Below are 16,064 nucleotides of genomic sequence, written 5' to 3'. Positions count from 1 at the left end.
CAATCATGTAATTCACTTTTTGAAAGTATTTCATGCATGATTTTAATTTGTGAAAAGGAATGGGATTTTTTCCCATTCTTATTTTGTAAAACATCTTCTTTTTATGTAAACTTATATTATTAACATCATATATACTTGTTATTATGAAAATCATTACTTGGAACTGCAACGGAAAATTCAGCGAAAAGTTTCCGGCCATTCTTGAAGAGGATGCGGATATCTATGTAATTCAGGAATGTGAAAATCCCTCAATAGTCGATTCGGAGGGATATAAAGAGTTTGCATCCAATTATTTCTGGGTCGGTGAAAACAAGTATTACGGTCTTGGAATTTTCGCTCGAAATGAAATAAAAATGGAATTAATCGATTTGGATGACAAAGGATTAAGATATTTCATACCTGTTAAAGTAAATGACGAGTTTAATCTGCTGGGAATCTGGACCAATCCTGATATGGATGGAAATAAATCAGTCCATTATCCCAAAGAAATCACCAACTATTATGAAGAACACAAGGATGCAGGATTTTTTAATGAAGACATGATAATTTGCGGTGATTTCAATTGTGATGTCCGTTTAAAGGGAGCTCATGCCAAGAATGTTTATGAGGTAATTGAAAAGCTATCAGAATGTGGCCTTACAGACACATACCACTATCTAAACGATGAAAAGCAAGGCAAAGAATCACAGCCAACATTTTTCATGTACAGACATCTGGACAAGCCTTTTCATCTGGACCATGTATTCGCATCACGAGGTAAAATTAACAGGCTGCAGGTTGGCGATGCAGAAAAATGGCTTAAATTAAGTGATCATGTGCCTTTGATTTTTGAAATTTAATTAATCAGTGGTGAATTAATGAATAAAAAATATGTGTTGATTTTAATAATTGTTGCCATTATAGGAGTAATTTTGCTAATTTATGGGATGAACTCAAATGTTGATAAACAAATAAATAATGATACTAATTTTACATCAAATAACGTTACTATAAATGTAACGCATTTAGACAATAATACTGATGAATCATTATCAAATGATGGCGGACAATCATCTGATGGTCGTTACAGGGAAGTAAGGGATGAAGAATATTTAGGTGATGCCGTTGTATATGAAGATACATACACTGGTAAATATTACTATCAAGGTCAGGAAATGGATTATGCATCTCTAGCCGATGAATATAATAGAGAACATGGTGTTGGACCATATGCAGAATAATCTAAAATTCTTATTCGTTCTGCGATTAATATATAATTATGAAATTATAAATTTTATTTTAACTATTTAATTTATGGGATTTTTATGGATAATCAATATGATATTTCAGCTAAAAAGATTAGAAACTATCTTGATGAAAATAATTTGGGAAACTATGAACAGGAAGAATATGAATTAAAATATGAAAAATTCTATAAAAAATTCTCACCTGAAATTCTTGAAAAATTAGAAGGAAAAGATGTTTTAAATTATATTTTTCTACATGATGGTGATAAAAACAATTTATGTTATTATTTGGAATTTTCTAAAGAAATTAGTGGAACTGGAGGTATTAGCGGAGGTTCAGCGAGCAAATATTCTTTATTTAAACATAGAAAGACTAATCAATGGACTATCGGTCCGTCAACTAATATGAAAAGTATTACAGAAGATGAAGCTATTGATGTTGCAATTAAAATAAGGGATGCTTTGATAAACGGAGCAAATTTTATTAGAAATTTTAAACTCAATACAATTGATGACTATTCATATCTAGAAGATAAATTAACTGAAATATTTGAAGATTGTGATGCAAATCCTACACATTCTTGGATCCATAAATATTATGTGTTACTTTTTCCGGATCAATTCCCTATTGTTCATAATATGCAAATGAAAAGAGAATTCCTTTCAATGTTCGGTATCAATCCTTTAGAAGGTTATTATGTCAATGACGGGCAACTATATGAATTAAGTGAAAAGGCAGATATTAAGTTTTATTCTTTATTTAAAGAGGATATTGTAGATTTATTCCCAAAGGACAAATTTTTTAAGAATAATTCGGATGACGATGAGGGAATTGGTGATAGTGATGTTAAAACAGTTAAATATTGGTTAATCTCTCCAGGTGAATCTGCTAGATTATGGAATGAATTTTATAATGAAGGAATTATTGGTATTGGAATGAGTGGTACAGGAGATTTATCCAAATATAACAATAAAGAGGAGATAAAATTAAAATTCCAGGATATTTTCAATGATAAATCATCTCATATGCATGATGTACATGCGTCATGGCAATTTGTTCATGAAATGCAAATTGGAGATATTGTTTTTGCTAAACAGGGCATGGGTAAAATAATTGGTCGGGGTATCATTGAATCAGACTATGAATATGACACTACACGATCTTATCATAATATTAGAAAAGTTAAATGGACTAATAAAGGAGATTGGGTATATGATTATGGTAAATTACCTATGAAGACATTAACTGATATTACAAATTATTATGAGATGCTTAACAATATTAAGGAATTAATCGGTGAAGAAGGAAATGTCGATGATATTGAAGAAATTTCATATCCTACATATTCTCCGGAAAAATTTCTCGATGAGGTTTATATCACAGAAGATGACTATGCTACGCTTGTTGAATTATTAATAAACAAGAAAAACCTTATTGTTCAGGGAGCTCCTGGTGTTGGAAAAACATTCATGGCTAAAAGACTAGCTTACTCAATAATGGGTGAAAAGGACATCAACCGTGTCATGATGGTACAGTTCCACCAAAGCTATTCCTATGAGGACTTTGTCATGGGTTACAGACCGTCAAAAGAAGGATTTGAACTTAGACAGGGTTCATTTTATAAGTTCTGTAAAAAGGCAGAGGTGGATGATGAAAATGACTATTTTTTCATCATTGATGAAATCAACAGAGGTAATTTAAGTAAAATCTTCGGTGAGCTATTTATGCTTATTGAAAACGACAAGAGAGGTCCTAAAAACAAAATCCAGCTATTGTATTCTGATGAATCATTTTTCATTCCTAAAAACGTTCACATCATCGGTCTTATGAACACTGCAGACAGATCTCTTGCAATGATTGACTATGCATTAAGAAGAAGATTCGCATTCTTTGATTTAAAGCCGGGCTTTGATTCTGAAGGCTTTAAAAACTATCAGAGTGAACTTTCAGATGATGGATTTGATAATCTAATTAAATTAATGGGTGAGCTTAACCGTGAAATCAGTGATGATGAGTCTTTAGGTGAGGGTTTCAGAATAGGCCACAGCTATCTGTGCAATATACGTGATGATGTGGATGAGAAACTGAAATATATTGTGGAATATGAACTGATTCCTCTTTTAAAGGAATACTGGTTTGATGAGAAGGATAAGGTTGAATACTGGTCCGGCCAGCTGAGAAGTGTTGTTGATGATAGCCTCTGAAACGATTTACATTAAAAACATCTACTATATGCTTTCATATGCATTCTCTGTCCTTAATGATAAAAGCTATAGAAAAATTGAAACTGAAAGCTTTGAAAATGTCTCTGAACTGCTTTCAGAAATTTTAGCTATTGGTGTGGCAAGACAAATCAAGCAGGGTCTTGTTAAGGATTATATTGAGATTTCAGAGACAACCTCTTCAATTAAGGGTAAAATCAATATAACTGAGTCAATCAATGAGCAGTCCTTTATCAAAGGCCAGCTTAACTGCAGCTATGACGAATTTTCCGTTAACTGTTATCTGAACCGTATCTTAAAGTCCACAATGAATCTGCTTATTAAATCGGATATATCTCATGCCAGAAAAAAGAAGCTTAAAGGTCTTTTAATGTATTTTGGTGAGGTTGATTTGATTGATGTTGGAAAAATCAACTGGAAAATCCGATTTGACCGGAATAACCAGAGCTATAAGATGCTTATAAACATCTGTTATCTTGCTGTTAAGGGTCTGATTCACACGGAAAAATCCGGTGAAGTCAAGCTTATGGAATTTCTTGATGATTCTCAGATGAGCAGACTCTATGAGAAATTTGTTTTGAATTATTATAAAAAGGAACATCCTGAGCTTCTGGCTCATGCTCCTCAAATAAACTGGCAGATTGATGACGGAGCGGACTTTCTGCTTCCGAAAATGCAGACTGATGTCACTTTGGAATATGAAAACAGGATTCTCATTATTGATACCAAGTTCTACAAAAGCAACCTTTCTAAAAACTATGGAAAGAATATACATAACACTTCAAACTTATATCAGATATTTACCTATGTTAAAAATAAGGAAGTGGAGCTTCAAGGAAATGACATTGAAATCAGTGGAATGCTTCTTTATGCGAGGACTAATCAAAGGATTCAGCCGGATAGTGATTATGTGATGAGCGGCAATAAGATTAGTGTGAAAACCCTGGATTTGAATCAGGATTTTGAGATTATTAAAAGTCAGCTGGATGGGATTGTTGATGAATATTGCAAAATTAAAAAATGATTTTAAAATATACTGTTTAGATGAATATAATAAGTTTATAGACAATGATTTAGCTATTGATTATGAAATAAATCATAATGGTGTCTACATCGAATTGATAACAATCAGAGAAGGTTCATGTAAACTATGTGACGAATTTGATTTTTATATTGTAGACAATGATTTTTACAATGATTTAACCTATTATATCATATCAACACCTATGGAAAAAATTAATCTTCCTGTCGGTGACGATAGTGAGTTGGAATATTTCAATTTCGGAGTAAAAATTAAAAATGATGAAATAATTTATGGTGCTAATGATTTTGGGGAATTCATAGAATTTAATGAAAATCAATTATTCTATTCAGACAATTCTAATCTGCATAATTTTTTAATTGAAAAAATGGAAAAGATAATGATGTTTTATGAGTGAATGGGAATTTTTATTTGAGAAAAAGATTTTGGACAGGGGATATTTCATCACAGATGATGTAAAAATAACAAATCGTAATTCAAGACAGGTCAATGCTGTTGTAAGCGGAACATTTGACTATAATGTCAAAATAATCTTTGATGATGATGGCTATGTAGATTCAATGAGCTGTACATGTCCTTATTTTGAAAGGGATAACTGCAAACATCTTGCAGCTTTACTATACTATCTTGAAGAGAATGATGAATACAATGAGATTGATGTGGATATCAATGAATTGTTTGAAAGCATCAGTGATGATAAAGTGAGGGAATTTCTATTTGGTGAGTTGAACGATAACCCTGAGCTTAAAAATAAGTTTATCATGAAATTCAGCTTTAAAGTTGATGAAGATTACTATAAATCAAAATTGGATGACATAATATATGAAGATGATTTCTCATATGAACTGTCCCGTTTTATAGATCATGATGTTGAGCTATTGCTTGATAGAAAGGAATATGAACTAATTCTGGATTTGATGGATGACGCATTCACAATGGTATGCAGTCAGTTCGAATATCCATGGAATGACAATTATTATGATAATCTGGATGAAATCCTTGAAGTGATTTCTAAATTAATCGATACTAGTGCTTCAGAGGATGTTTTTGACTGGCTAATGTCCGCTGTTAGATACAATTGTCGGGAGGATTACATCATAAAATTTTCAGAAATTCTTTTCACCAATTTTAAGATGAAATATCAGCTGGAAGAAAAATATGATTTGCTTGAGGATATCCTTATAAAAACCAGTTCATTTTACCGTGAATCATATGTTATGTTTAAAATCAAATTAATGAAGGATTTGGGATGTTCGCAAAATAAAATTGATGAATTTATGCTGAAAAATGTTAATTATCCTCACGTAAGACAGCAGTTTATAAATGATGCTCTTGAGGCTGAAGATTACCCGAAAGCTATCGGGCTAATTAAGAAGGGAATTTTAAACAGTAAATATGTAAATGACAGGCACAAGTTTCAAATCCAATTAAAAGATTTATATTTGAAAACTGGTGATTCAGGTAACTATAAAAAGGAGTTATACAAATTAATCATTGAATATGGAGATATTGATTATTATAAGGAATTAAAAAAACAGTATTCTAAAGATGAATGGATTGAGTTAAGGGAAGACATATTCATTAATTGCAAGGACACTAATTCTTTTTTAAATGAATGTTTTGCTTATGAGGGACTTTACGGCCGTCTGATCGAAAATATTCATCATGAATATGATTTATCTTATTACAGGAAGCGCTTATCTAAAAATTATTCAAAGGAATTGCTTGAGAAATATTCTTTCATCGCTGAGCACAAAGTGTCAAACACCGGTTCAAGAAAGCATTATCAAAGCATTGTTAAACTGCTTAATGAAATGTTAACTGTACCTGGTGGTGAAAAAGTCGTTTTAGAGAAGTTAAATAAATGGAAAGTGAAATATAAAAACAGACCTGCAATGTGGGATGAATTTAAAAAAGTAAAAGTTAAATTATAATCTGATGGATCTGTGGTGATTGAAATGAATAGGATTTGTCCTGAATGTCAGACTGTAAATGATGAGAGTGAAACTTTCTGTAAAAATTGCGGCATAAATTTGGTTGATGGCCATAAAAATGAATTATCTGTTAAGGATAATGGGATAGTCCAGAATGAATGGGCTCAAAGATTATTCTACTGGCCGGATAAAACGACTCAAAAATACAGATTGTCCAAATCAAAAATCATTTCCGAGGCAGTATTTTCAATAGGATTCATTTATGCGTTAATTTTTTATTTTGTAATATCTGCTGGTCAATATAATGCCATTATCTCAGTTATTGCTTCAGTAATTATTGCTTTAATATTTTCCGTTCCGGTTTTTGCAGCAGGATTTCTGATTCATTATCTGTTGAATAAGTGATATATTTTAAATATTGATTGCTTTAAATATAATATCATGAACATTATTAATCTCTTATTCTATTGGAGCGAAAACAACCGTTACGTGTTTTCCAGAACGAAATTTATCACATGGATTATATTTTTAGTCACGTTTATTTCTTTTATTGATATGCCTCCGATAGAATTCGGACTATTTTTCTCACTGCTTATTGCTCTTTTTGCATTTCTCTTTGGATTTATAATCCATAAACTGGCAGGATTAGATTCCAGCTTCTACACTGGCGGTCTGGGCGAGGACATCAAGCATTTTCTTTTATACTGGTATACCGGAAGAAAATTCAGACTGGCCAAAACCAAAATTGTCACACTAGCTATTATTGTAATCGGCATTTTAAACGCCATAGGAACATTTATTTCAGGTGAAAACGGAGGATATTCCTTGGGTGTGCTTATTGTATATGTTATGATTGCAATGATTGCCTTTGCAATAGGCTTTATCATCCATAAACTCATTTCAAAGGATGAAACACCAGTTCCTGATAAAAGCAATACTGACGTTGTCCGTGAGGAAAACACAATCCAGGTATTGGATGAAATCTATTCTCCGCATCTTACAAAGGCAAATGAGCTTAAAAGGCAGTATGACGAGAAAGAATTAAAGACAAAGGAGCTTATCAACGCCAAGTTCGCACCGCCTCAGATAACCTATGACAAGTTCATGGCGGTCATTGACAACTGCCACAAAATCTTCGCTGACCAGTATGACAGTCTCGTCAACCTGATTAAGTTTACAAACGAGGATTCCGTTAGAATAGATAGTGAGATTAACGATAAGATGGCCAATATGAACGCCATCATTGACAAGCTGGATGATTTGTCAAGCGAACTGGTCATAAACATGTCCAAAACGAATGATGATGACTTACATAATGTTTTGGGTGATATGGAAAGTCTGATATCATCAATCAATGATTATGAGGATTAAGATATTATGAACAGGAAGTTCCTGAATGTTGCACAGGTCATTTTAAGCATCATTATCGTCATTGATGTAATACTGATAACATCCACGGTAATCTTTGACGTTTCAGCGGATTTCTATCAAAAAATACTTATTTTTGACATAATCACATGTATAATTCTGCTTTTTGATTTCTTTTACGGATTTTTCAAATCAGATGACAAAAGACAGTACTTCAGGGACAACTGGATTGAGCTTATCGCTTCCATTCCCTTTGACATGATACTGTCCCCGTTCATGTTTTTAAGATATCTCAGATTAATCAGACTATTCAGGATACTGTTTTTAGTAAGTGAGTATTTCACAGTCATCGGAAAATTCCTTAAAGACACTCATCTTGATGAGATACTGGCGGTTTTCATCTTAATTATTATAGGTTCAACCTTAAGCCTTTATGTGATTGATCCGGGAATGAACAACCTATTTGACAATCTCTGGTTTGTCGTTGTAAGTCTAACCACTGTAGGATATGGTGACATTACGCCTGTTTCACTATCCGGTAAAATCGTCAGTCTGATTCTTCTGATTGTTGGAGTATTTATTTTCAGTGCCATTACCGGAGCCATGTCAACCTATTTCATGGACAACCTTTTAAAGGAAGGCAGTTTTCATATCATTGAGCTTAAAGAGGAGCTGAGTGAGGTTAACCAGCAGCTTTTGAAAAATGAAGAGACTATTGATGAGCTTAAACAGGAGATTAAAGAGCTTAAGCAAATCATTAAGGAAAAATAATTTCATATTATGATTAACAAAAAAGATATTTTTTAATAAATAAGGAAAATGGATAAAAAGGAGTTAAAAAAATGGAGAATGAGTTTAATAATGTTCGTTTAAATAATTTCGGAATATTAAAGAATGCGAATATTGATATTGTACCATTAACAGTATTTACTGGTGATAATGATTCTGGAAAATCATTTGTTGCTAAATTAATTCATTCTTTTTCCTCTATTAATAAAGATGATTATCACAGGGATATTGATGTGTCCTTTTCAAACACTTCCAAATATTTTGATGAAGATCATGAAAAGCAATTTATTCAGTTAAGTCATGAAATAGGCCAATATTTCAGAGATAATTTTAATAAAGGTTGTGAAGCATTTAAAATACCTGCAGATACATTTTTTGAATTGTTGGATGACGGCATTTTAAAATATTTTGCAATAATTTTTGAAGAAAGAATTGCTGAAGAATTCGGTGAAAGTTTAGATGGCCTTATTAATTTTAATCATGATTTTTTTGAAATCATATTAAATGACGTTAAATTCTTAAAAATGAAAGGAAAATCATTGGATTTCCATCCTGATGTCATTGGATTGGTCAATACGATTTATATTTCACAAGATGATGAAAAAATTACAATTGAATTAGAAAATGACAATGAATTCATTTATTTAAATGTGAAATCCGCTTTCAATAATTTTAATGATTTTGACTCAATTTTTCCAATAACATACTCTTCAATCGCTCATTCAATTTTAGATAATGTTTTATTGGAAAAATCATATTATATTCCTGCTGAACGTTCAGAGATTATCATTGATAAAAAAATGTTGTCCAGACGTGTAAAAAATGAATCAGACATGTCAAAAACACAATCTGATGTTTTGTATAATATAATCAATATTGATAGCGGCAATAATGGTTATTACTATGATCTTGGCTGTGAATTTGATAAGGAATTTTCAGGAATTCTGATAGATGTTGAAGAAAAGGACTTTATCAATGACATTGTTTATAATGATATGGATTCTGGTAATTCTCTTTCATCAAAAATACTTTCAACATCAATTCATGAAATGACATTATTTAGCTTATACTTAAAGTATGTATTGAAAAAAGGTGATCTTTTAATCATTGAGGAGCCGGAAGCTCATCTGCATCCAAAAAACCAATTGCTTTTACTTAAATATCTTGTTAAAGCAGTTAATAATGGTTTAAAAATAATGTTAACGACACATAGCGAGTATATTTCAGATCAGCTGAATAATTTTGTCAGATTAAATAATATTCCTTATGAAAAATGTTTGGAATTGAATTATACTAAAGATAATATCTTAAATTCTTCTGATTTAAACATCTATAATTTTAAGGAAATTTCAAAAAATCAGTATATGAGTGAGAAGCTTGAAATTGATGAAACAGGATTTTTTGAAGAAAACTTTACAAAAATTGTTGATGAACTATACAATGAAACATTAAACATTACCAACTCTTGCTGTTAGGTAAAATTAAGAAAAATGGTCAGACAGTAAATATAAAACGTTTTTACAAGCCTTTAAGATTCAATGCATTTTCTAAATGTAATTCAATCATTAATCTGCAAAAATGTGGCCATGATATTAATGAGCTATATGCTTAACATATTCTGATTTTTAAATGTAAATTCTATGTCACGTTTATATACTTCATTTCCATAATATTAATTGGAGTTAAAAACTCTATTTTTGGATTCCAAAATTTGTATAAGTAAATATATTCAATGTCTATCTGTTCCGGCATGCGAATGCATGCTGTAGGCATTGATTTTTGTTTTGTGATGTTTGCAATATTATCAATTTTAAATTGACTATATTTTAATTATATTTAAGGGCGATATTTTTATTTCTTTTTGAGTTTTATTTATTTTAATTTATTCTATTTTTAATTATTCATTAAAAGTATATAAAGAAATTAATTATTTATTTTGATTGTTGATATTATCAATATTATCAATTTTGGATTGAGCATATTGGCATTTTTATTGAGCAGGTTTTAATTTAATATTCAATTCATATTTTTAATTATAAATTATAACTATCTAATTTATTTAATCGTTTTATCAATTATTGATTAAAAATATATAAATGAGCTTAGTTAATTAACGATTATAAAAATTTTTTTATATATTATCAATTTTTTCAGGATTTTTTTAAAATTAAAAATAGTTTTATATAAGTTTAATATTTTAAATAAAGTATTTAATATTGTTTTTTTCTATTTTAATTATTTATTTACTTTATTTGATTTACATAATGTTTATATAGTTAATAATTTAATATTATATTACTTAATACTTTAAATGAAATATTATCATTTCAAGTGTATTTATTATATCAGATTAATGAGGGTAAACATGAAATATAAAATTTTTGTTAGTAGCGTTAGAAGAGAATTTGAACATGAGCGAAAGTTCATCAAGCAAGAAATTGAAAATGACTACATTTTAAACAGGTTCTTCGATGTTTTTCTTTTTGAAGAGTTATCTGCAGCAGGAACTTCACCTAAAGAAGTATATTCTGAAGAGGTTATCAATTCAGACATCTACATAGGATTGATTGGCTCGGATTATGGCAGTATTCTTGAATCTGGAAAATCACCAACTGAACTGGAATATGATCTCTATAACAAGAGTCATAATGATGCATTAATATATATTAAAGATGTTGAATTCAGGGATGATGAAACTAAAGCATTTATTAAAAAAGTCAAAAATCATAGTTACACAAGATTTAATAATCGATATGATTTAATGAATGCAATTAAAGAAAGTTTGGCTGATTTTATTGCCAAAAACTTAAGGAATTATCGTGCTTTTGATTCTGAGATACTATTAAACTCTTCATGTGATGATGTGGATATGGATGCATTGAATTTGTTTTTCAATGTATTGGATTATGAACCTATTGAACAGATAAGAGATGAAAAAGGATTGACCAAAGTCTTATCAACAATACGTGCTGGTGAATATGTTGATGGAGAGTTTAGATTAAATGCTGCGGGTGCATTATTTTTTGCAAAAGACATCTCCAAATTTAATTTATCTCATCATGTGAAAATGGTTCGATTTTTTGACGATGAAGGAGTAAAGACATTTGATAAAGCAGAATTCAATATGTCATTTTTAAAATTGCTTCAAGAAGCAGAAATATTTTTTAATAAAACACTGGTCAATATCTCCCAAATAAAAGGTTTTAAAAGAGAAACTATCCATGAATACCCTTTTGAAGCGATACGCGAAGCACTTGTAAATGCCCTGGCACATAGAGATTACACAATCACAACAGCTGCAATAACATTTTATATCTACAATGACAGAATTGAAATAAAAAGCCCTGGACGTTTAGTATATCCATTAACTGTAGAACTATTGGAAGAAAACGAGCCACTTCATAGAAATGAAACAATCTGCAATATATTTTCAAAAACAAAATATATGGAACATGTTGGAACAGGTATAAAACGTATGAAAGATGCAATGATTTTAAACGATTTGGAAGAACCTGAATTTGTAGAATCCGAAGGATTTTTCAAGGTAATATTTAGGTCCAATGAAAATGAAAATGGATTAAATTCACGTCAAAAACAGTTCCTGAAATTGAATGATGTTTCTGAAATTACAGTTAAAGAGTATATGGATTTGTTTGGTGTTGTAAGAAATACTGCAACCAAAGACTTAAATAATTTAGATGATATGGGTATTGTTGATAAAATTAAAAATGGTAAACAGTTTATTTATAGAAAAAAGGGCAATGATTTTAAATAAAAAGGTTATTAAATGATTATATTTGCTTTTTCATCTGATGCTGTATGATTTTTGCATTTCAAATTCTAATGTATAGAAATTGTTATTAACCTGTTAATATAAATAATATTAACAGAGGTGATTCAAGTGGAAATTTTAGATGAATCCATAGAACTTCTAAACAGAGGGGACTTTGATGGAGTAATTAGAAATATCAGTGATTTTCTTGACGAAAACCCGCAATATAAAACAATAGACTACTATCACTTTGCAAATCCCATAGAGGAAATCCTATACAGTGTCTATATAGGTGATGTGGAATCCATAAATGTATTGGATCTTGGTGAATCCTTGGAAGAAGTCTATCTGATATATTCAATTGCATTAATGAATCTTGGAAAACTTGATGAGGCTGAAAAATACCTGAAAACGGCAAAGATGATCAATCCAGTTTCAGCACAAATTCTAATGAAACAGTGCGAGCTCTACCAGGCAATGCACAGCGAAAAACATCTGAAAGAATTAAGTCTTGATATCCTTAAGTATTCATATGATGTCAATTTGCTGATATCAGCATATTTCAAGCTGGCGGACTATCACTACCACACCGGAGAGGATATGGAACTTTATGGGCATCTTTTAAACTTCTACATGTTCCTTCGTGCAGGCGAGGACATGGGTGATGTCAAAGAGGATATAATGTATCTGCGCGAGCATGACATTCAGGTAGGATTCAATATGGAGGTCATACAGATTCTGGCCTATCTATATGATGTCCACTCAAAAAACGGAATGCCAAATTCCGCTGAATACTTTAAAAATATTTTAGGCCAGATTGGAGGATTTCAGGAATACTTAAAAAGTCTGGAGTAGAATGATGGATAAAATAAAATTTGAACAAGATTATACTTATAGGCATTATTCCTCAATAAGAACTTCATTTGTCATTGATGTAGAAAATGAAGAATGCTATTTTGATAAATATGAAGTTGATATTGATGAAAATTCAGATGATTTAAGGCTTGATTTGGAAAAGACAAAAAAATTCATAAAAAATACTGAAAATATCAATAAAAAAGTTATTAGTCAGGATGATATTAAAAGGATTATTGATTTTTCTATGGAGTATGATAAATTTTCAATGTCTGATCATGAATGGAATATTAATCGAAATTTAGACTATTCCATTCGTTTTTTTGAAAATGGCCGAGTTAAATCAATAATCAATATTAATACAAAATATTATGATGAAATAATTCAATTAAATAACTATTTGGAGTCAATTATAGGGGTTCCTGTTTTTGATGTATCATTTCTTGACTATATAATCACTGATGCCAGATATGATATTAATGAAAAAGGAATTTTTGATAAAAGTACAGATATGCAGCTAAAATTATGTAAACTTGATTTTAGCATTTGTTATGGATTATTTCATGGTTGCAGTACTTCATTCACGATTGATTTTATAAATAAAGAATTTCATTATAAAAAGGAATCAATTCCTTTGGATGATCATACTATAAATTCCATATTGAAATTCATAAAAGATTATAATGTTTATAACTGGTATTATGGGGATTATCATGAAAAAGTTCAGCATAAAAGGGAAACTGCACTTGATGGTCCAAGAGGTGAATTAAAATTAATATTTGGTGGTAAAAAGATGTTATTTATTGTGATGTCCGGAGGATATCCCGATACTTATTATAGATTAGCCCAGAAAATTAAAGAATTTACTGGTAAAGATTATTTGAGAAAGCAGGACATGGAAGATGTTGATTTATATATCAAATACGGAGATAAAAAATTAGATTTGTTCAAAAATCAGAATATGGAAAAGATAAAAAGATTCAAATGCACTAATTGTGGTAAGATATTCGTTGGAAAACAAAAATCATGTCCAAACTGCAAAAGGCCATTGTATTATTATATTTAAAGGTGTTTTTATGGTTGATAAAAATTCTAAAAATCCAGAAATTAATGAGGATAAAAAATCATTATTCAAATTTGATGATGAAAAGATTACGCAGGATAATTTCGATGATTGCTTTAAAAAGATAGATTCTATGGATAAATATGGCCAGAGTGATGAGATAATCAGATACTGTGATGAACTTTTAAAAATTAATCCTAATCATATAAAAACATTAAATTTAAAAGGAGAAGTATTATTTAATTTAGAAAAATATGAAGAAAGCCTGGAGTATTTAAACAGGGTATTGGATATTGATAATGATAATGAAAAAGCATTTCGCAAAAAATTGGATATTTTATTATATTTTAAAGACTATGAAGAATTTAAAAAATCCATCATTGGTAAAGATATATCTTTATTTAATTATTTTAAAAATTTCATATACTACTTTAAAGAGAAAAATGATGTTGAAAATGCTTATGATTGTTGCTGGGAATATTTTTTGAGATATTCTCATGATTATCGTATTTTGGATGATTTGAACAGATTGTATTTTAAAGTAAATAATAAATCATATGATGAGTATTTAAAGTATTTCAGCCCTAGAAAAAGTAAAAGATTAACTTCATTTTCTGAATGTCCTATTTGTGGAAATAAATTCAAAGAAGTAGATAGTCATGTGTTATTTTATGAATTTTTAGATGATTTGGAAAATTGGGAATTGCCCGTTTTTACTGATTGTTTTGGGGATTTTGATTATGAAATCAAATGTCTCAATTGCAACACATGGTTCAATAAATTTGAATTATACGGTCCATATATTACTTCCATTAATGGAGAAAAACTTTCAAGAAAAGAAATCAGTCAAATAAATATCTTTCTAATGGAATTTGATTACATTTTGTCCAGATGTGGAATTCATACTGATTGTTTGGAAATATTAATGGATAAATTTTTTACTATCAAACCTGAAGACTTAAGAAATATAATTTCAAAATTAAAAAATGGAGGATATCTTGAAGAACCAATTGAAGGTTTTTTAAGAATTCCTGATGATATTGAACTTTGCTAAGTGTATTAATATTTAATTAATTTGAGGTATAAATTATGCGGGAATGGCAGATAGGTGATCCTGTAGATGACGTTCACGGCGCATTCATGGACGCCCAGAACTGGGGCCGCAGATACGAAGATGATGAAACGTCAGATTACTCTGTAAATCAGTCAGAGGTATATTCGGATAAGGCATGGAGTCTGCATATGGATGGCAATAATGATGAAGCACTAACATACATCAATATGGCGCTGGATTTGGATAGCAGTTATTATAATGACTGGAACAGAAAGGCAATCATTCTGGAAAGCATTTACAGATTTTATGACTCTGAAAAATGCTATAACCGCTCATTGGAGCTGTCTTCAAACAGTGTGGTGGCTGACAACAAGGCAAGAATGCTTAAAAAATGGGCATATAATATACTTGATATATCAGAAGGCATGACTCTGCGACTGGAAATGTTTGAAGCGGCTAAAAATGCCATTATAAAGGCGATAAATTCTATTCCCGGTGATAAAAGCAAGGAAAACATAAATGATTATCTGGAGCTGAGGGATAGAATCGATTCATACATTGATTATGAAAGAAAATTTCAGAAAAATCTTGATGAAATGAAAAAATATGATTGTGGTGAGCTTTTCACGATAACCGGTGTGAATTATCACAAAAATGGTGCAGTTTTGGCTGAAGGGATGTCTTTAAGGCTTTTAAAGGAGCCTGACAATGAATTTGACAGTGATGCGATTGCAGTAT

15 protein-coding genes are annotated in these 16,064 nt (G+C 30.3%); all 15 read left to right on the top strand.

The genetic code is table 11. From position 1 onward, the window contains the following. The first annotated feature begins 143 nt into the window (after positions 1-143). Positions 144-839 (top strand): endonuclease/exonuclease/phosphatase family protein, encoded by a 696-nt coding sequence (locus IJQ68_RS02430; RefSeq protein WP_292796495.1) that lies wholly within the window; start codon positions 144-146, stop codon positions 837-839. Between the two features lie 72 nt (positions 840-911). Next, positions 912-1,220, top strand: coding sequence for a hypothetical protein (locus IJQ68_RS02425; protein ID WP_292796492.1), 309 nt, complete (start codon positions 912-914; stop codon positions 1,218-1,220). A gap of 84 nt (positions 1,221-1,304) precedes the next feature. After that, positions 1,305-3,431, top strand: a complete 2,127-nt coding sequence (locus IJQ68_RS02420; RefSeq protein WP_292796489.1) for an AAA family ATPase — start codon at positions 1,305-1,307, stop codon at positions 3,429-3,431. Beyond that, positions 3,418-4,473 carry a 5-methylcytosine-specific restriction endonuclease system specificity protein McrC gene (gene mcrC / locus IJQ68_RS02415; RefSeq protein WP_292796486.1) on the top strand — a complete coding sequence of 352 codons (1,056 nt, stop codon included), beginning with the start codon at positions 3,418-3,420 and terminating at the stop codon, positions 4,471-4,473. The genes IJQ68_RS02420 and mcrC overlap by 14 nt, the downstream gene beginning before the upstream one ends. Further along, positions 4,448-4,888 (top strand): hypothetical protein, encoded by a 441-nt coding sequence (locus tag IJQ68_RS02410; RefSeq protein WP_292796483.1) that lies wholly within the window; start codon positions 4,448-4,450, stop codon positions 4,886-4,888. Before mcrC ends, IJQ68_RS02410 begins: the two co-directional genes overlap by 26 nt. Beyond that, a complete protein-coding gene (locus tag IJQ68_RS02405; RefSeq protein ID WP_292796480.1) occupies positions 4,881-6,425 on the top strand; it encodes an SWIM zinc finger domain-containing protein in 1,545 nt (514 codons plus the stop codon). The genes IJQ68_RS02410 and IJQ68_RS02405 overlap by 8 nt, the downstream gene beginning before the upstream one ends. Before the next feature lie 24 nt (positions 6,426-6,449). Then, on the top strand, positions 6,450-6,830 hold the full coding sequence (locus IJQ68_RS02400) for a zinc ribbon domain-containing protein (protein WP_292796477.1): 381 nt from the start codon (positions 6,450-6,452) through the stop codon (positions 6,828-6,830). 36 nt (positions 6,831-6,866) lie between these two features. Further along, positions 6,867-7,796 carry a hypothetical protein gene (locus tag IJQ68_RS02395; RefSeq protein ID WP_292796474.1) on the top strand — a complete coding sequence of 310 codons (930 nt, stop codon included), beginning with the start codon at positions 6,867-6,869 and terminating at the stop codon, positions 7,794-7,796. Positions 7,797-7,802: 6 nt separating this feature from the next. Next, entirely contained in the window at positions 7,803-8,564 is a 762-nt protein-coding gene (locus IJQ68_RS02390) for an ion channel (protein ID WP_292796472.1), read from the top strand. 71 nt (positions 8,565-8,635) lie between these two features. After that, on the top strand, positions 8,636-10,057 hold the full coding sequence (locus tag IJQ68_RS02385; protein ID WP_292796469.1) for an AAA family ATPase: 1,422 nt from the start codon (positions 8,636-8,638) through the stop codon (positions 10,055-10,057). An 890-nt stretch (positions 10,058-10,947) separates the two neighbouring features. Then, positions 10,948-12,357, top strand: a complete 1,410-nt coding sequence (locus IJQ68_RS02380) for an ATP-binding protein (protein WP_292796466.1) — start codon at positions 10,948-10,950, stop codon at positions 12,355-12,357. Between the two features lie 126 nt (positions 12,358-12,483). Then, positions 12,484-13,209 carry a hypothetical protein gene (locus IJQ68_RS02375; RefSeq protein WP_292796463.1) on the top strand — a complete coding sequence of 242 codons (726 nt, stop codon included), beginning with the start codon at positions 12,484-12,486 and terminating at the stop codon, positions 13,207-13,209. Between the two features lie 4 nt (positions 13,210-13,213). Further along, complete coding sequence (locus IJQ68_RS02370; protein WP_292796461.1) at positions 13,214-14,275, top strand: hypothetical protein; 1,062 nt, start codon at positions 13,214-13,216, stop codon at positions 14,273-14,275. A 10-nt stretch (positions 14,276-14,285) separates the two neighbouring features. Continuing rightward, complete coding sequence (locus tag IJQ68_RS02365; RefSeq protein ID WP_292796459.1) at positions 14,286-15,326, top strand: tetratricopeptide repeat protein; 1,041 nt, start codon at positions 14,286-14,288, stop codon at positions 15,324-15,326. 35 nt (positions 15,327-15,361) lie between these two features. Next, positions 15,362-16,064, top strand: a 703-nt coding sequence (locus tag IJQ68_RS02360) for a hypothetical protein (RefSeq protein WP_292796456.1), incomplete at its 3' end; no start/stop codon positions are given.

Origin of the sequence: Methanobrevibacter sp., assembly GCF_017447225.1 — an archaeon.
GTDB lineage: Archaea > Methanobacteriota > Methanobacteria > Methanobacteriales > Methanobacteriaceae > Methanocatella.
This window is presented reverse-complemented; position numbering and strand designations above follow the sequence as displayed.